This window comes from Paraburkholderia sp. JPY465 (assembly GCF_050436725.1).
GTDB lineage: Bacteria > Pseudomonadota > Gammaproteobacteria > Burkholderiales > Burkholderiaceae > Paraburkholderia > Paraburkholderia youngii.
This window is the reverse complement of sequence record NZ_JBNDMT010000006.1, coordinates 554,098-571,239: the sequence shown is the minus strand read 5'-3', so window position 1 is coordinate 571,239 and position 17,142 is coordinate 554,098. Positions and strand designations below refer to the sequence as shown.

General features: G+C 61.7%; 13 protein-coding genes and 1 pseudogene. 9 read left to right on the top strand and 5 right to left on the bottom strand.

The annotated features are described in order from the left end of the window. The first annotated feature begins 37 nt into the window (after nt 1-37). The 3 genes from QFZ94_RS35760 to QFZ94_RS35750 are packed head-to-tail and all read left to right on the top strand — an operon-like array spanning nt 38 to nt 2,177. Nucleotides 38-772, top strand: a complete 735-nt coding sequence (locus QFZ94_RS35760; RefSeq protein ID WP_429462790.1) for an SDR family NAD(P)-dependent oxidoreductase — start codon at nt 38-40, stop codon at nt 770-772. A gap of 13 nt (nt 773-785) precedes the next feature. Next, the gene (locus tag QFZ94_RS35755; RefSeq protein WP_429462789.1) at nt 786-1,553 is read left to right on the top strand and encodes an SDR family NAD(P)-dependent oxidoreductase; all 768 of its coding nucleotides are present in this window, start codon (nt 786-788) and stop codon (nt 1,551-1,553) included. Nucleotides 1,554-1,580: 27 nt separating this feature from the next. Continuing rightward, the gene (locus QFZ94_RS35750) at nt 1,581-2,177 is read left to right on the top strand and encodes an NADPH-dependent F420 reductase (protein ID WP_429462788.1); all 597 of its coding nucleotides are present in this window, start codon (nt 1,581-1,583) and stop codon (nt 2,175-2,177) included. A 117-nt stretch (nt 2,178-2,294) separates the two neighbouring features. Here the strand turns inward: QFZ94_RS35750 and QFZ94_RS35745 are convergent, their stop codons facing one another. Together QFZ94_RS35745 and QFZ94_RS35740 are read right to left on the bottom strand one after the other, a co-directional pair. Continuing rightward, nucleotides 2,295-3,002, bottom strand: coding sequence for a pirin family protein (locus tag QFZ94_RS35745; protein WP_429462787.1), 708 nt, complete (start codon nt 3,000-3,002; stop codon nt 2,295-2,297). A gap of 90 nt (nt 3,003-3,092) precedes the next feature. Then, the gene (locus QFZ94_RS35740) at nt 3,093-3,857 is read right to left on the bottom strand and encodes an SDR family NAD(P)-dependent oxidoreductase (protein ID WP_429462786.1); all 765 of its coding nucleotides are present in this window, start codon (nt 3,855-3,857) and stop codon (nt 3,093-3,095) included. A gap of 142 nt (nt 3,858-3,999) precedes the next feature. Between QFZ94_RS35740 and QFZ94_RS35735 the strand changes: the two genes are divergently transcribed. Then, the gene (locus tag QFZ94_RS35735; protein ID WP_429462785.1) at nt 4,000-4,917 is read left to right on the top strand and encodes a LysR family transcriptional regulator; all 918 of its coding nucleotides are present in this window, start codon (nt 4,000-4,002) and stop codon (nt 4,915-4,917) included. 22 nt (nt 4,918-4,939) lie between these two features. Here QFZ94_RS35735 and QFZ94_RS35730 read toward each other — a convergent pair. Both QFZ94_RS35730 and QFZ94_RS35725 read right to left on the bottom strand, forming a co-directional pair. Continuing rightward, nucleotides 4,940-5,059: pseudogene (locus QFZ94_RS35730) on the bottom strand (IclR family transcriptional regulator); the annotation flags it as partial. A gap of 45 nt (nt 5,060-5,104) precedes the next feature. Further along, the gene (locus QFZ94_RS35725) at nt 5,105-10,609 is read right to left on the bottom strand and encodes a trifunctional serine/threonine-protein kinase/ATP-binding protein/sensor histidine kinase (RefSeq protein ID WP_429462784.1); all 5,505 of its coding nucleotides are present in this window, start codon (nt 10,607-10,609) and stop codon (nt 5,105-5,107) included. A gap of 160 nt (nt 10,610-10,769) precedes the next feature. Here QFZ94_RS35725 and QFZ94_RS35720 point away from each other — a divergent pair, with 160 nt between their 5' ends. Continuing rightward, on the top strand, nt 10,770-11,579 hold the full coding sequence (locus QFZ94_RS35720; protein WP_429462783.1) for an AraC family transcriptional regulator: 810 nt from the start codon (nt 10,770-10,772) through the stop codon (nt 11,577-11,579). Between the two features lie 182 nt (nt 11,580-11,761). After that, the gene (locus tag QFZ94_RS35715; RefSeq protein WP_429462782.1) at nt 11,762-12,373 is read left to right on the top strand and encodes a LysE family translocator; all 612 of its coding nucleotides are present in this window, start codon (nt 11,762-11,764) and stop codon (nt 12,371-12,373) included. Between the two features lie 67 nt (nt 12,374-12,440). On the opposite strand, the gene QFZ94_RS35710 is transcribed toward QFZ94_RS35715, so the two are convergent. Next, nucleotides 12,441-13,958, bottom strand: a complete 1,518-nt coding sequence (locus QFZ94_RS35710) for an MmgE/PrpD family protein (protein ID WP_429462781.1) — start codon at nt 13,956-13,958, stop codon at nt 12,441-12,443. Between the two features lie 422 nt (nt 13,959-14,380). Here QFZ94_RS35710 and QFZ94_RS35705 point away from each other — a divergent pair, with 422 nt between their 5' ends. Genes QFZ94_RS35705 through QFZ94_RS35695 form a run of 3 tightly spaced genes read left to right on the top strand, consistent with a single transcriptional unit; the run spans nt 14,381 to nt 17,136 of the window. Beyond that, a complete protein-coding gene (locus QFZ94_RS35705; protein ID WP_429462780.1) occupies nt 14,381-14,824 on the top strand; it encodes a hypothetical protein in 444 nt (147 codons plus the stop codon). Further along, nucleotides 14,784-15,767 (top strand): TauD/TfdA dioxygenase family protein, encoded by a 984-nt coding sequence (locus QFZ94_RS35700; protein ID WP_429462779.1) that lies wholly within the window; start codon nt 14,784-14,786, stop codon nt 15,765-15,767. The genes QFZ94_RS35705 and QFZ94_RS35700 overlap by 41 nt, the downstream gene beginning before the upstream one ends. 37 nt (nt 15,768-15,804) lie before the next feature. After that, nucleotides 15,805-17,136: an ABC transporter substrate-binding protein gene (locus tag QFZ94_RS35695; RefSeq protein WP_429462778.1), complete on the top strand. Its 1,332-nt coding sequence runs from the start codon at nt 15,805-15,807 to the stop codon at nt 17,134-17,136. Nucleotides 17,137-17,142 lie beyond the last annotated feature (6 nt).

Sequence of the window (17,142 nt, the reverse complement as noted above, 5' to 3'; positions counted from 1 at the left end):
ATCCTGTTTGTCGCTTTCGTTTCCAAGGATGCATGACATGAACAGACTGAATGGCAAGACCGCCGTGATCACCGGCGGCGCTACCGGTATCGGCCGCGCTGCGGCTCAGCGCTTCATCGAGGAGGGCGCGTTCGTTTTCGTCTTCGGCCGCCGGCAGGAAGCGCTCGAGGCCGCTGTGGCCGCCCTCGGGCCCAATGCACGCGCGGTGAAGGGCTCGGTCTCCGATCTGGCCGACCTCGACCGGCTCTACGCGGCGGTGAAGGCCGAGCGCGGAACCCTGGACATCGTCTTCGCCAATGCCGGGACGGGAAGCCCGCTTCCGCTCGGACAGATCACCGGCCAGCACATTGACGAGACCTTCGACACCAATGTGAAGGGGACGATCTTTACGGTCCAGAAGGCGCTGCCGCTGATGGGCTCAGGCGGTTCGATCATCCTGACCGGATCGAGCGCCGGCACCACAGGAGCCCCAGGGTTCACGGCCTACAGCGCGAGCAAGGCAGCGGTTCGCAACCTCGCCCGGACTTGGGCGGAGGACCTGAAGGGCAGCGGCATCCGGGTCAACGTGCTGTCGCCCGGGGCGACGGCGACCGAACTAGCGAAGGAGGCGCTAGGCGAAGAGGGGCAGAAGGCCTACGGTTCGATGACGCCGCTCCAGCGTATGGCCGATCCGGTGGAGATCGGGGCGGTCGCCGCCTTTCTTGCGTCGTCGGACAGCAGCTTCATGACCGCCAGCGAGGTCGCCGTCGACGGTGGCTTGGCACAACTCTGAGGAGAAAAATCAGATGACACGATCTCTAAAGGGCAAAACAGCTCTGGTCACCGGGGCATCACGAGGCATTGGCCGCGCCATCGCCGAACGGCTTGCTCAGGATGGTGCGACAGTCGCGCTAACCTACAACGCCAGCAAATCCAGCGCGGACGAGGCGATCGCGGCCATCGAGAAAGCGCAAGGCAGCGCGTTCGCGATCCATGCGGATCTCGTCGATCCGGCGACCGTGCCGGCCTTGTTCGAGAGACTCGACGACGAGTTCACCAAGCGGAACGGAAGCAAGGCCCTCGACATTCTGGTCAACAACGCTGGCAATTCCGGCTGGGTTGGCTTCAAGGACGCGACGCCGGAGAGTTGGGACACCCTGATGGCGGTCTACGCCCGCGCGCCCTTCTTCATCATTCAGGCCGCTCTCGACCGTCTCGCCGATGGTGGACGCATCATCAACATTTCATCCGCGGCCGCCACCAAGCCCGTGACGGCTGCGCCCGTCTACTCGATGGCGAAAGCGGCCATCAACACCCTGACTCATACGCTGGCAATCGAGCTCGGGCCGCGTGGCATCACAGCGAACGCCGTAGCGCCTGGTTTCACGCGAACGGATGCGAACGCCGATTTTCGGGAGAATCCCGCACTCGTCAAGGCGGTCGAGGCCCAAATCGCGCTGGGCCGCTTTGGCGAGCCTTCAGAAATCGCGGCCGTGGTGGCGTTCCTGGCCTCCGATGACGGCCATTGGGTGACCGGCCAAACGATTGAAGCGAGCGGCGGTTACAAGCTCTGAGCGCGCCGGGAAACCAAGGAGAAACATATGAGCTACGCAATCATTGGCTTCGGCAAGATCGGCCACGCACTTGCCAGGGCGTTCGCGCGCAACGGCATCGAAGTATCCGTTGCGACTTCGCGCGACCCGGCAAGCTTTGCGTCCGATGCAGCAGCGGTCGGACCTACGATCATTCCCAAAACCCTGGCGGAAGCCGTCAAGGCGGACGTCATCTTTTTGGCTGTCCGTTTCGAGTCGTACGCGGAGGTCGCGAAGGTGCTACCCAACTGGAAGGGAAAGACCATCGTCGACGTGATGAACACGTTCGCCCCGCCTGCGGAACTGGACGGCCTGCCGTCCTCAGCTTTCGTCGCGAATGCGTTCACCGGAGCCAGGCTGGTGAAAGGCTTCAATCATCTGGCCGCGGCCGTCCTCGGCCAGGACCCGGCCGTACAGGGTGGCAGGAGAGTCGTGTTCCTCGCGAGCGATGATGACGGCGCCGCAGCGGAGATCGGTGCGCTTGCGGAAAAACTCGGTTTCGCGCCAATCAAACTTGGCGGGCTGTCGGAGGGTGGACTGCTTGTGCACGCGCGGGGAATTAACTGGGGACGACTGATCTTCAAGGACTTGATCACGTTCGACTGAGGACCCACGGTTTCCTTATCGCAAAACAGCCGATTAAAGCTACCAAAGCGTGTCTTGTGCCAAATGCGAAAACCAGCGAGGGATGTCATCGCGCCCGAGCCCAACGGCACACTTTTCCTACCGCAAAAGCTCGACTATCACGACATCAGTGTCGTCTCGCGCCACCAACGTAAGCTGCGATTCGTCGCGTACGGCAACTCCATCGCGTGGCGCGAGCCGGACTTCGCCGACATCAAGGCGACCATGATCGGCAACCAGATACGCCCGGCGCGACGTCGGCAGCACGTGGTGCAGCGTCGTGCCTTCGCGTAACGTCGCGATACGCACGCGCGCGTCCGCATGGATGGGCAGCGCGCCGGCGCACACATCGTCGGGATCGCCGCTCGCCAGCGTGACGAAGCGGCCTTCGCGACATCCACGCGAACAGATACGCGTCGCCCAACGGGGCGTGCCGCCCGGCGTGCGTGGATGCAGCCAGATCTGGAATAGCCGCGCAGGCACATCTTCTTCGTTCCGCTCGGCATGGTGGAGCGCGGTGCCCGCACTCATCGCCTGTACGGAATCGGCGACCAGTCGCGCGCGATTGCCCGCGTCGTCCTCGTACGTGATCGCGCCCGAGCGCACCCATGTCACGATCTCGACGTCGCGGTGAGCATGCAGGTCGAAGCCCGAGCGCGGCGCGAACTCATCGTCGTTCCACACGTAGAGCGCGCCGAGCGGCGCATGGCCGGTTCGTCCGCCTTGGCCGACCCGGAAATGCGCTCGCGTGTTGAGCCAGTCGCGCCTGACTGCGCCACACGCAAGGTCAAGACGATGTTCGATCATGATGTGCCTGCGCTCGAATGCCTTACGCGCCGGGCGCGGGTGCGATTTCCGAAGACCGCCTCCGCTGCGCCCTGCACGCTCGAACTACGCCTAGATCTGCTGTTGGCCGCCATCGACGAACAACTCGATGCCGTTCACGAAGCTCGCGTCGTCCGAGGCAAGGAACAGCGCGGCGCTCGCGATTTCGCCGGGCTCTCCCAGACGTCCCATCGGGATCTGCGCGGCCAGGTAATTGGCAAGACCCTCGCGCTGAGCGGCGTCGTCACCGGCCAGATCGAGCAGGCCAGGCGTGCGCGTTGCGCCCGGGCTGATCGTATTCACGCGGATCTGGCGATCCTTGAGGTCCAGAATCCAGTTGCGTGCGAAAGAGCGCACCGCAGCCTTCGAAGCCGAATACACGCTGAATGCCGCCGTGCCCGCGCTACCTGCGGTCGAACCCGTGAGAATCACCGACGCTCCCTTGGCCAGCAGCGGCAGCGCCTTTTGCACCGTGAACAGCACGCCCTTCACGTTGCGATTGAAGGTGTCGTCGAAGTGCTCTTCGGTGATGTTGCCAAACGGCAGCATCGAACCGCCACCAGCATTCGCGAACAGTACGTCGAGGCGCCCCTGTTCTTCCTTGATCTGCGCATACAGCGCGTCGAGTTCGGCAAGCCTGGTGGAGTCGACGCGGGCGCCGGTTGCCTTGCCGCCCGCGTCGCGGATGCTCTTCACGGCGGCATCGAGTTCGGCCTGACGGCGGCCCGTGAGGTAGACGTGCGCGCCTTCGGCTGCGAAGCGCTGGGCGGTGGCAAGGCCGATGCCGCTGGTTGCGCCGGTGACGAGTGCGATCTTGTTGTCGAGTTTGCGTGCCATGGTGTTGCTCCTTTGGTGTCGTTCAGTGGAGGTTGAGGTTCGGTGTTGCGTGCTGCGATGTGAGGAGAATATCGACGCCTCGCCCTTTCCGAAATAGAATTGATTGCAATCTAACGTTGCAAAAATGAAAAGATGAGGGGAAATGGCGAAGCTGCCTGATTTCGAAGGACTCGCGATGTTCGCGAAGGTCGCCGAGGAAGGATCGTTCGCGGCCGCCGCGCGCGCGATGGGGGTATCGGTCGCTACGGTCTCGCGTGGCGTCGCTCGTCTGGAAGACCGGCTGGGCGCACGGCTTTTCAACCGTACATCGCGCCAGCTGTCGCTTACCGAGTTCGGCCGGACGATCTGCGAAAAGGCCGCGGAGATCTACCGTCAGGCCGAAGAGGCAGAAAGCGCCGCGCGCGAGATGTCAGTGCAGCCGCGCGGACTGGTACGCCTGGCCGTGCCGATGTCGTTCGGGCTGCGCTGGGTCGCGCCACTGCTGCCCGGCTTCTTTCGCGCGTACCCGGAGGTGTCGATCGACCTGCATCTTTCGGATGCGTCGATCGATCTGGTCGCCGATGGTTTCGACGCCGCTCTGCGTATCGCCGCGCTGCCGGATTCGTCGCTGGTCGCCCGGCGGCTGTGCGCGGTCACACAGTTCGTGGTCGCGTCGCCAGCGTATCTGAAGCGCGAAGGGCGGCCCGCGCATCCGCGCGAACTGGTGGAGCGGCCATGCCTCTCATACGCGTACCGGGCGCGCAGCGATGTGTGGCGCTTCACGAACGCCGCTGGCGAGGAGGAGCCGGTCATGCCGATCGGCCCGCTGCGCGTGACGAATTCCGATGCGCTGCTGCCCACGCTGCTCGACGGGCTCGCAATTGCCGAGTTGCCCGAATTCATCGCTGGCGAATATCTGGCCGATGGCCGGCTCGAAGCGATCCTCACCGACTGGTCGCTGACGAAGGGTGGTCTTTACTTTGTCACGCCGTCGGCGCGCGCGCGTCCTGCGAAGGTGGCTGCGCTGTCCGATTATTTTGCGGAGCATCTGTCCGAGCCGTCATGGCGATGGCCGAAGTAATGCGTTCGACTAGCTGAATGGGTTGCCGCCCACGCTCAGACAGCGGAAACGAGCCGCCTTCGAGCTCCTGGTCGACGATCGCCCAACCTTGGCGGCGCACCTGCGCGCTCGGTTTTTTCAATTCTTCCTTTGGTTGCGCGGTGAATATGTTTGCCCGAGAGCACCCTCCGTCGCGCAATCGCGACCATCAAGAAGAAACAGCAGCATGCTTAGGCACCGTAAACTGAACGACCGCGCCGCGCGGCGGCGAGTCAGTCGCCCACAACTGTCCGCCATGGGCGTCGATGATCGAACGGCAGATCGAAAGACCCATCCCCAGGCCGGTCGCCTTCGTGGTGTAGAACGCGGTGAATGCCGGTTCGGTACCGTTCGGGCCGAAGCCCGGCCCTGAGTCGCGCACGGTCACGAGCACGCAGCCTCCTTCGTCTTCCGCTGTGCTGAGACACACCTGTCGTACTCCATCGATGCCGCTCAGTGCCTCCAGCGCATTGATGATCAGATTGAGCAGTACCTGCTGCATTTCCACCCGATCGCCTTCAATAAGCGGCAAAGCTTCCGCGAGTTGCATCTCCAGCCGGGCGTCGCTCTTTTTCGCTTCGCCCTGGACCAGTTCGGCAATCTCGCGGATGGCTTCGTTGAGGTCCACCGGTTCCCTTCTCCGTGGCGCCTTCCTGACCAGTTGCCGGATTCGGTCGAGCACGTCAGCGGCGCGATTCGCGCCGCTGACGATACTGCCGAGCGCACGGCTGGCCTCGTCGACATTGGCGGGCTCGCGGTCGAGCCACCGCAACGCGGCCCGAGCGTCGATGACCGTCGAAGCGATGGGCTGACTGAGTTCATGAGCAATCGACGCGGCGAGCTGCCCCATGGTCGCGACGCGATTCGCATGCGCCAGTTCGGCCTGCACGTCGCGATAGCGCTCTTCGCTGTCACGGATTTTCTTTTCCGCCTGCTTCTGCTCGGTCAGATCGAGAATGTAAGCCACGCCCTGGCTCGGCTGATCTTCGAATGCCGCGCCGCCGATCAGGACAGGTATCCGGCTGCCGTCTTTCCTGAGGAACTCCTTTTCGCTGGCTTGCATGGCGCCGGTCGCCTCGAGCTCTTCCAACTCGCGCGGGACGCGTTCTTGCCATTCGGGAGGCATCATGTCATACCATCGAAGCCCGGCCTTCAAATCCTCACGCTCGTACTGGAGCATGTGAAGGAATGAATCGTTGGCGTCGATGAGTCGTCCATCCACGCCCCAGATGACGATCCCAATGAGATTGGCGTCGACGAGGCGTCGGATTCTTGCTTCGCGTTGCGCGACGTCGCGATATAAACGGGCATTTTCGAGCGAAATTGCAGCCTGCGAGGCCACCAGCTTCAGCACGGCGATCCGCGAGGGGCTGAACACGCGCGCGGCGAGATTGTTCTCGAGGTAGAGCACGCTCATGAGCTTCGCGCCATTCATCAGCGGCAGGCACAGAATGGAACGTGCGCGATGCTGACGGACGTAGGGATCCGTGTCGGCCATCGGGTCCGTTGCGGCGTCGTCGAGGAAAATGTTCTCGCGCGTACGCAAGACCTGGTTGAGGACCGACTCCGGCAACATTGCGCCATTGAGCGGTGTGTCGGATAGCTGCACGTGGAGCCCGTCGCCGGCGGTGGTGGCTCTCGCGGCGATCCGCAGGTCGCCCGCATCCGACAGGATCAGCAGGCCCCGTTCGGCGCCCGCCTGTTCGATGGCCGTGCGCATGACCATCCCGATCAGCTTCTCAAGGTGGATCTCGCCTGACGCCGCCTGCGACACCTTGATCACGGTTGCCAGCTCGAGGTGCTCGATGGGCGCTGCCATCGTATTGGTTGGTCCGGGCACCGTCTCTTCGGTTCTCAGGTATGGGTACTGTTCCTCGAGTTGACGCACCTTGCCGATGGCGCCCCAACGCAGATAGCCATAGCGGGCGTCCTGCATATAGGTACGCGCAATTCTTCGGAGGCCGCGAGCCGCATAAAAGCGGGACGCGAGTTCGCTGGCCAGCGCCTCGACGTGGACGAATCCGCTATCCTGCGCCGAATCGATGGCCTGCTCGTAGAGCATCTCGGCCTCGACCACTCGGCCTTCGATGCGCGCGATCTCGGCGCCGACCAGTGCGGTATGACTTGCGAAGTTCTCTGCGCAGAGATCCGTCCAGATGCGCAGCTGGTTGTGGCGGGCAATCAGCGCTTCGAGGTGCTCCTGGGGGTCGCCGGCGGCGACGGAGTCGCACAGCGCAGCCCGCGCCAGCGCCGCATAGAAGTGATATTCGGCCTCGTCGAGGAACGAGTGCGAGGTCCACAGAAGCCGCTGCGCCTCTGACGCGGCGGCCATGGCCGCCTCGTGGTCGCCGGCGAGATAGCGCACCTGGAGTTTCCGGATCCAGTACCAGCATGCAGCGGCCGACAGGGACGGCTTTGCCCGATATTGCTGTTCGGTGCGAGCTTCGTTGAACTGCGCGTCGTCGAGGCAGCCGAATACCGGCGTCAAGCCGCGCAGCGTCCGGATGACCGCAAGCTGGTCTTCGATAAAGTGAATCGCCAGCGCGAATTGCAATTTTGTGGCATACGCCAGGCCGGTTTCACCCTCTCGTTGCACCTCAACCAGTGGCTCGCCGATGAAAAGCAGGTTCGAGACCAGGTGGCTGGACGCGAACGCGCCGAATGGAAGATCGCCGGTGCGGTCCAAAGCGTCGAAAATTTGGCGAAAGTGGTCACCGCAACTTTGCCGCGCAGGTTGCACCCAGCGGGCGACATAAACAAAGAACGCGAGATGCGTGCGGGCTTCGAAGCGTACGAGGCCGCGTCGTTCTACGAGCTTGCAGCCGAGCCGGCCGAATTCGAATCCGGGCTGGTAGTCGCCGAAAAGCCGTCCGGCGAACCAGGGGAATTGGGCATAGGCCACACACGACGCATCGGCATTGCCTTGTTCGAGGCTGAGACTGATTGCCTTGCAGATCGTCAGGCAATTGAGGTTCCCATCGGTGAACAAGGCCGGCCCGAAAAGCTTGGTCAGAACCTCGACGGTTGCTAGCGCGATGGGATTCCCCATCGGCGGCAAATCGATGAGTTCGTCGATGCTCCGGTCGCCAAGCAGTGACCAGATGCGCTCGTATTCGCGGCGCACCGTCGCGTCATCCGGGTGGGGTGACCACTCGATGCCCACATGCCGAAGGAAGGCGAGGCCGACGGCGATCGCGTTTTCGCTCTGGTCGAGAATCAGGTAGGCATCCATCTGCCAGCATGTGACCTGAGCGCGTTCGAGCGTGGTCGTCGCACGCTTCGATAGCGCCGCAAGTCGCGTCTCGGCGGCGAGCAGTTGTCCCGTCAGGAATTCGCATTCGGCCCGGTTCAGGGCCAGCGCGAAGAGCAGGTCATGCCGACGCTGCCAGCAATCGTCGCTCAACAGCTCTGCGCCGGAGGTGAAATAGGCGAGCGCCGAGGCGTGGGCCGTCGACGCCTTGGCGCGCTGACCGGCGAGCAGATTGAGCGCGGCCAGTTGCTCGCGTTCGTCCCGTTCGGTGATCAGCGCGGCGCCGCGATTGAGCTGCCCGACGATTTCGAAGATCGCTTCCTCGCGTTTTTCCGCCGGGGTCTGCGCGATGAGCAGGCGGCCGATCCGCAGATGCGCGTCGGCGCGCGATGATTCAGGAATCAGGGAATAGGCGGCCTGATGAACCCGGTCGTGAACGAACGCGTAGGCGCCTTCGAGCCGCACGACGAGTTCCTGGCGAACCGCCTCCCAGACCACGGCGTGAATCCCCGCCTCCGGCATGCCGAGCACGGCCGACAGGGTCGCGAGGTCCGCGGTGTTCCCGAGACAGGCAAGCTGCTGAAGCGCGTGCTGTGTCGCGGGCGGCAGGCGCGTCAGCTTGCCGGCCATCAGGTCCACGACGTTGTCGGTGTAGCCGCTGGCCTGGATGCGTTCTGTATCCCAGCGCCACTGCCGCGCATCGTGATCGAATGCCAGCAGATCGCCTTCGGCCAGCGCGTGCAGGAACTGGATCACGAAGAACGGATTGCCTCCCGTCCTGTCGGTCACGAGGCGCGCCAGGGGCGCAAGTTTTTCAGGCGCACAGTGCAGCGCGTCCGCGATCAGATGGCCGACATGCGCACCGGTCAGCGGCGCGAGCCGGATTTCCCCGATCTTCGCGCCCGCGCTGCGGATCGCTTCAAGCCGGGCTGTCAGCGGATGAGCGGCATCCACCTCGTTGTCGCGATACGCACCGATGACCATCAGGTAGCGCAGTTCCGGCTGGATCAGCAGGTCCACGAGCAGGTCCAGGGTCGCTGCGTCGAGCCACTGCAGGTCGTCGAGGAACAGTGCGAGCGGATGGTCGGCCTGAGCGAATACGCCGATGAAACGCCGGAACACCTGCAGGAAGCGCTGTTTCGCCTGTTGTGGTTCGAGCTCCGGGACCGCGGGCGGCTCGCCGATGATCAGCTTCAGTTCGGGGATCAGTTCGCTCACCAGCGCCGCATTGGGCGAGAGCGCGTCCAGCAATGCGGCACGCCAGCCCGCCAGCTCCGTTTCGGACTTGCCCAGAAGCATGCGCACCAGGCTTTGAAATGCCTGGATCAGCGTTGCATACGGAATATCGCGCTTGTACTGGTCGAACTTGCCGGACGCAAACAATCCCCGTGGCGGCACGAGGATCTTGTGCAGTTCATTGACCACCGACGATTTGCCGATGCCCGAATAACCGGAAACCAGCACGAGTTCGGGCACGCCATTGCCGAGAATCCGGTCGAACGTGGTGACCAGGGTATCGACTTCCCGCTCACGTCCGTAAAGCTTCTCGGGGATCATCAGCCGGTCGGGGGTGCCGTGCTCGTCCAGCGGAAAGTCGTCGATGCGACCTTGACGCTGCCAGTCCGCGAGGCAACGCCGCAGATCATGCTCGACACCGGCGGCAGTCTGATAACGCTCCTCGGCGGTCTTGGCGAGCAGCTTCATGACGATGCGGGAGATGACGGCGGGGATGGCTTCCATCCGCGCGTTGGGTGCCAATGGCGTTCTGGCGATATGGCAGTGCACCCATTCCATCGCGTCCGTGGCGGCAAACGGCAGGACGCCTGTCAGCATCTGATAGAACGTGACGCCGAGCGCATACAGATCGCTGCGCGAATCGATCGAGCGGTTCATCCGGCCGGTCTGCTCGGGCGCCATGTAGGCAAGTGTTCCGGCGATGGTTTCGGGTGGCTCGGGCGCCTGGCGCTCGCGTGGCAGGCGCGAGGCCAGGCCGAAGCCGGTCAGTCGCGGCTGTCCATCGGTGCAATGCACGAGGATATGCGCGGGCTTCAGATCCTTATGGACCAGGCCGCGTTGATGAAGCTTGCCTAGCGCAGCCGCAATGCCGCAAGCGATTTCGAGGAAGTACCCGATCTCGAGTGGTGTGCCGAGCAGACGCACGAGTGGTTCACCACCTGGATCTTCGAATGCCAACGAGACCTGTCCGTTCTCACGCACAAGCCTCAGCGGGCGCACCGCCCACGCACTGTCAAGCTCGTCCTTTAGCGCCAACTCGTGGGCAAGCCGATCGAGACTGGCGGGCATGGGTTGTTCAGCGGCAAGCCGCGCGAACAGCACATTCTGGCCGGCTGCTGCCGAGGACTTTTCTCGCCACAGGACGCGATCGCCACCGTCCCACAAAACATTTTTTTCTTTGTTATCCATCGGTGCTGCGAAGAAATCGACGACTCCCGCGGATGCAGGTTTTCTGTAAGTATACAGGTGCGCTCCGTCGCGACGTCATTATTTGTGTACATAGTCGCAGGTACAACTCTCGCACTGGCAACGTGGGTGTGTGCGACGCGACCCGGAGGTCATGAGGGAAATGAAACGCACCAGATTTCGGCTGCTGATTTGCCAAAGAAGTGGCATCGAAGCTGTAGAAGCGGACACCACGCTCGTCTTCGGCCGGCACACCCATGAGCAGTTTGGTGTGGGTCTGATCGAGCGCGGCGCACAGAAATCGACGAGCGGCCGTGGTCTCGTCGAAGCCAGTGCGGGTGACGTAATCACTGTCAACCCTGGCGAAGTGCATGACGGGGCACCGATCGGCGACGGCGGGCGCTCATGGCGAATGCTGTATCTCGACCCCGCGATCGTTGCCGAGTTGGCCACGGACATTACGGAAGGCCGCAAAGGAGCGACTTGCGAGTTCAGCCAACCAAAAGTCAGTGACCGAAGAATCGCAGCGCAATTCGCCCAACTTTTTCGGGCAATGACCGGCAACATTGCAGACACGCACGGACTGAGGGCAGACGAGACCTTGCTGCTCGTGCTAGCTGGCTTGCTCCAGCCCGCATCCGCCACACACCGGTGCATTCCAGCCGGAATCGCTTCGGCCCGCGCCTTGATCGATGACGATCCCCTAGCTATGGTGACGCTCACGGCACTCGCGGACGAAGCCGGGCTGAGCCGCTATCAGTTCCTGCGCGCTTTCGCGAAAGCGACCGGCCTCACGCCCCACGCCTACATCCTGCAGCGCCGCATTCATCACGCACGCCAGTTGATCCGTCATGGCGCGCGGCTCGCCGAAGCTGCCGCGCAAAGCGGTTTCTCCGATCAAAGCCATATGACGCGGCTGTTCGTCCGTAGTTTCGGCATGACACCGGGTGCGTACGCCGCCGGAGTCGGCTGACCGCCTACGCCTGCAATTTTGTTCAAGACCGTCGGACTGCCGACGCGGAGAATCGAGGCTCAATCTCTTTCTCCGGTGTGAGGCACGATCTTGCTATTTTTCCTTTTCCGCTGTTTTCAACGCGACATTCCAATGCGCGTCGCACGCATGCTCTGGTTTTGCGTATCCACGACGGAGAGGCCATGAGCATCGAATTTCTGGTCACGTCGCTGATCGTCGTAGCTTCGCCCGGAACCGGCGCACTCGTCACAGTGGGCGCTGGTTTGTCGCGCGGGGCGCGTGCAGCAATCGTCGCAGCATTGGGCTGTACGTTCGGCATCCTGCCGCACATGCTGGCGGCGATCACCGGTCTGGCGGCGCTCCTGCATGCGAGCGCTGTCGCGTTCTCAGCGATCAAATATGCGGGCGTCGCCTATCTGCTCTTCATTGCATGGAAAACACTCGAGGAAAAAGGACCGTTGAAGATCACGCTCGACAGCCCCGCACGCACCGACCGGGATGTGATCTTGCACGCGATCCTCGTGAATATCCTCAACCCTAAACTCTCGATCTTCTTCTTCGCATTCCTGCCGCAATTCATCGATCGCGGCGAAAACCAGCCTGCGCTTCGCATGCTGGAACTATCACTCGTCTTCATGGCGATGACGTTCGTCGTGTTCATGGCGTACGGCGTCTTCGCGGCGAGGGTCCGCGACCGCATTCTTTCGCGCCCCGATGTTCTCAAGTGGATGCGCCGGAGCTTTGCAGCCGCGTTCGTCGGAGTCGGGGTCAAGCTTGCCTTGGTGCAGCGGTAGGCTTCCTATCCCGGCACGGCGTGGGCGGACAAGTAAATCCGCCCATATAATCCTTCGATGATCGCGGCTACAAGGCCATAGCTGCGGTCAAGATCTTGGCCTTTGGCAGGGTCTCCAGTTGTTGAATATCGGCCATCAACCCTTGGGCTTGCGCACCACTCATTCCCGCCTTTTTCGTGCAATCGAGAAATTTTTGACGGAACTCGATGGGCGACATTGGATTCTTCGGTTCGCCTTTGGCAAATGCAACCGTTTTGGTAAACGTGCGGCCATCTTTCAGAGAAACGTCAAGGCGTGTAGCACCCGGTCCGCCACCCGGACGTGCCAGGCTTTTGTCTTCCGCCGTGTTGATGCGTTTGACCATTGCCAGCAGATCAGGGCGGCTGATCGCCGCCGTAGTGAAATGTTCGAATCCGACCTTATGGTCCACCAACGCGCACGCCACAACCCAAGGATTGCTGAATTGGGCGTCCACGACAGATGTTAGATTCTGCTTTTTGCCAAGCGGAAAATCGAGAAGAAGATATTCGCCCGGGCCATTGTAGATGGTGATGCTTTCCACATCAGGCGCTTCAATTTTGTTCTCTGCAAACATAGTCAGCGCAGCATCCACCGCCGTATGACTGCCACGGCACGACGGCCATGGTTTGAACGAGACCTCGGTTGCGGCAAAAGTACTTCCCAGTCCCTCGAAGAGGAGATCGCGCGAATACTTATTCCCGTGAAACTGATAATAAAAGCCACGGGGACCTTCCAGAATATTCCTGGCTCCTTGGACGCCCTGCTGAGATAGACGCGCCGCCATTACGCCGGCATAGGAAGCGAAGCCAGCGCCCATACGCTTCGTCAATGCACCATCCAGATGTGCTTGGGAATTACCCGAAGCTTGATGAAATGCAATACCCAGTGCAGATACCAGCTGATCACGCGTCAACCCCATCAGCTTGCCTGCGACAAAAGTCGAAGCAAAATAACCATAAAGACTGGTGTTGTGCCAGCCCACAATGAACGCGTCGACGCCAGGCTGTGCCGAATTGGCCAATCGACAGGCAAGGTCCACGCCCAATGCCGTAGCCGTAATTAGATCCCTGCCGCTGACATTGCCGAGCATGTCGGTTACGGCTAATGCGGCCGGAATCGTGATGACCGAGGGGTGCATGAAAGACCGCTCATAGGTATCGTCATAGTCGAGAGCGTCAGCCATGATTGCATTGACGCGAGCAGCATCCTGGGCGGGAACCTGAATACCGGTGCCCCAGATTGCGGCTTCGCGCTTACCGGCCATCTCGATGGTGAACTCGCGTATCTCTTTGGCTCCCGGCTCATTGGTGCCCCCTAAAGCCGCACCCACTGTGTCCAGAATCTGATTCTTGGTTATGGCAATTACCGCGCTCGGTAGGTTGTCATAGGTGGTCTGCAAACAATAGTCCGCAAGGGCAACGATGTCATCCGGACCAGCGGGGCTTTTTGCTGGAGGCTTCTGTGCCGCCGTCGCATCAGCATAAGCGGACGCGGGAGCCAGCATCAACCCGCCGACCGATGCAATTGAGGTATGGATAAATGATCTGCGATTTAGTTTGGTCATTTAGTTTCCTGAAACGGACTAGCGTCAACCATTGTTCTTGTATCTTCAGAGTCATAACTTGACACCGGCAGACCGGGCCGGTGAACGGTGCGTCCGCCTTGATGTCATCCGCAACGTCCACTTTCAGTGATTAAAGAAGAGAGGCGGTAGCGCAGGTATCTGTACTTTCGCAATTGCAATCAACGCACGATCCAACCTATTTTCAGGTGTGCGCACCGACTAATCACGGTCTTCATTTTGATATGCGTATTTAGACGGCTATTTGATATACATTAATGTTATGCAATATGGTTGCGATGTTGCACCTGCGGGCCAAGGACGGAAATAGGTAAATCCCCGACCTGCGCCGGGAGGATCGCCCGGCACTGGGCAGAACTCGCGAGCGTGTCAGGCGGACGGAAGGGCAGTTCGACGATTTGTACTTGAACAGGTTTCACGGTGATATCGAGGTCTGGCAGCGCAGAGCGTCGGGCGATCGCTCTGGCGGCGCTTGTTATCTGAGCCGCATGAAGCGGCCTGCGGCGGTTGGCCGGGACCCTGGCGCAATTGCGAACCGGCGCTTCGGCGATGCGTGCCTGGATGTCTCACTGGACGGCCCGCTCCGCCATCCATTGCTGTGCAGGAGGATGAAAGCCGGTCAAGCTCCTGCATGCTCGACCAAACTGACTGTAAATGTCATTCGCCGCAGAAGGTATCGCGAACATGGCATTTTCGTTCCGCCGAATGCTTATCAGGCCAAGTACGGAATGAATATTCCTATTTATTGTTTTGTGCGTGGCATACCGATTTTTACACTTGTCGCCTGTTCATACAGGAGTGCCATCCGTGAGTTCCTCTGCCCAATCGAATCTGGACACCTCATTTGAAAATCTGCGCATCCGGCGTGTGGCGGGATTGATTGGCGGAGAAGTTCAGGATTTCAAGCTCTCCCCAGCGCTCGACGAGTCCGTGATCGACACGCTCCATCGCGCGCTGGTGAAGTACAAGGTGCTGTTCTTTCGCGATCAGGGGCATCTGGACGACGTGTCGCACCAGGCGTTCGGCGCCCGATTCGGCGAAACCGTCGCGCATCCGACCGTGCCGTCGCCGGAAGGCACGGCGCTGTTCGAGCTGGATGCGTCCAAAGGTGGCGGCCGTGCAGATTCCTGGCACACGGACGTCACTTTCGTCGATGCGTTCCCGAAGATTTCCATTCTGCGCGGCGTGAAGATTCCGGCTTACGGCGGCGATACGGTGTGGGCCAACACGGCCGTCGCCTACGAACGTCTGCCGGACGATCTGAAACGGCTCGCCGACTCCCTGTGGGCCGTGCACACCAACGACTACGACTACGGTGCAGAGCGTATCGCGGGAACCGACACGCAGTCCGCCGCGGCGCGTCTCGCGCATCACCAGAACGTGTTCGTTTCGTCCGTGTACGAGGCTGAGCATCCGATCGTGCACGTGCATCCAGTGTCGGGCGAAAGGGCGTTGCTGTTGGGCCACTTCATCAAACGCATCGTGGGGTTGTCGAGTTCGGAGTCCGCGCGAATCTTCGAGATCCTGCAAAACCGCGTGATCCGCCTCGAAAACACCGTGCGCTGGCAGTGGCGTCAGAACGATGTGGCGATCTGGGACAACCGCGCAACGCAACACTACGCGGTGAACGATTACGGCACCCAGGAGCGCCTCGTGCGTCGCGTGACGGTGGCGGGTGAGCGCGCGGTTTCCGTCGACGGGCGTCATAGCCGCACGCTGCGGCGGCCGGAACGTACAACGCAAGTGGACTCGCCGCAGACCACGCGCGAGCCGGCCGCTTCCGCCGCCTGAGCGGGTTCGACAATAACCAATACTAGACTCTCCGCACATGACACAACGACGACGCCTGCTTCAGGCCGCCGCCGTACTCGGCGCAACGGCGATGCTGCCGGGCCTGGTTCGCGCGCAATCCGGCGCAAAGAAGTACGCCGGTGTGACGCTCAACGTATCGGTGTTCAGCACCGCATACACGAAACTGCTTCAGCAATGGTTGCCGGAATTCGAAGCAGCGAGCGGCGCGAAGGTCAACTTCGACACACCTTCGTTTCCGGTCTACAACCAGCGCGCCGATCTCGAGTTGTCCACGCGGGGTTCCGCATATGACGTGCTGAACGTCACGTTCATCTACAGCAGCCGCTGGATCAATTCGGGCTGGCTGACCCCGCTCGACGACTTCATCAAGAATCCAGCGCTCACCGCGACGGACTGGGACGTCAAGGATTTCCTGCCGGGCGCGCTTGCGTCTGAAACCGGCAAGGATGGCAAGCTATATGGCATCCCCTGGAATGCCGAAGCACTGTTGTCCGGCTCTTCGCGCTTCGATCTCGTGAAGGCAGCGGGCTACGCGTATCCCGACACGACCGACGATCTCGTCAAGGTGCTGAGGGCCGTCAACAAGAAAGAACGCGTCGCGGGTTACGTCGCGGACAGCCACTACGGCTGGACCTTCGTGCCGTATCTGCAGGCATTCGGTGGCAATGTGTTCCGCTCGCCGCCGGACGACCTGTTTCCCACGCTCGACACACCTGAGGCGATCGCCGCCGCCGAGTATTACGCGAACCTGATCAGCGAGTTCGGCCCGGACGGTGGCGTGACCTACACGCCCGATCAGGTCACGCAGGCCCTGATGCTCGGCCGCACGAATTTTGCGGATGCCGGTCAGATCTACCTCGCCCAACTCGGCGACCCCGCGGCGAGCAGGACCGTGAAGACGGCGAGCTTCGGGCTCGTGCCGAAGGGACCGGCCGGACGCTTTCCCGGTGTCGCGGTGCATGGCCTGGGCATTCCCGCCGGCTCGAAGAACAAGGAAGCGGCGTGGTCATTCATTCAGTGGGCGCTGTCGAAGCAGATCACACGGCGAACCGTCGCAGCCGGTTACGGATCGCCCGCGCGGCGTTCGGACATCGACTCGAAGGAATTCCGCACGCGGCAGCTGATCAATGGTCACGATCTTGCGGAGCTCTCACTTCAATCCATCGATCTCGCGGCGAAATCCGGTCATATGAAGTACCGCACGGTCGCGGTCTATCCGCAGGTCGATCAGCAGCTCAACGCGGCGATCGCGCGCATCGCGACGAAGCAGCTGTCGGCACGCCAGGCGATGCAGCAGGCGCAAGCGGCGTCGATTGCGGAACTGAGACGGGCCGGCATCAAGATCTGACGGCTA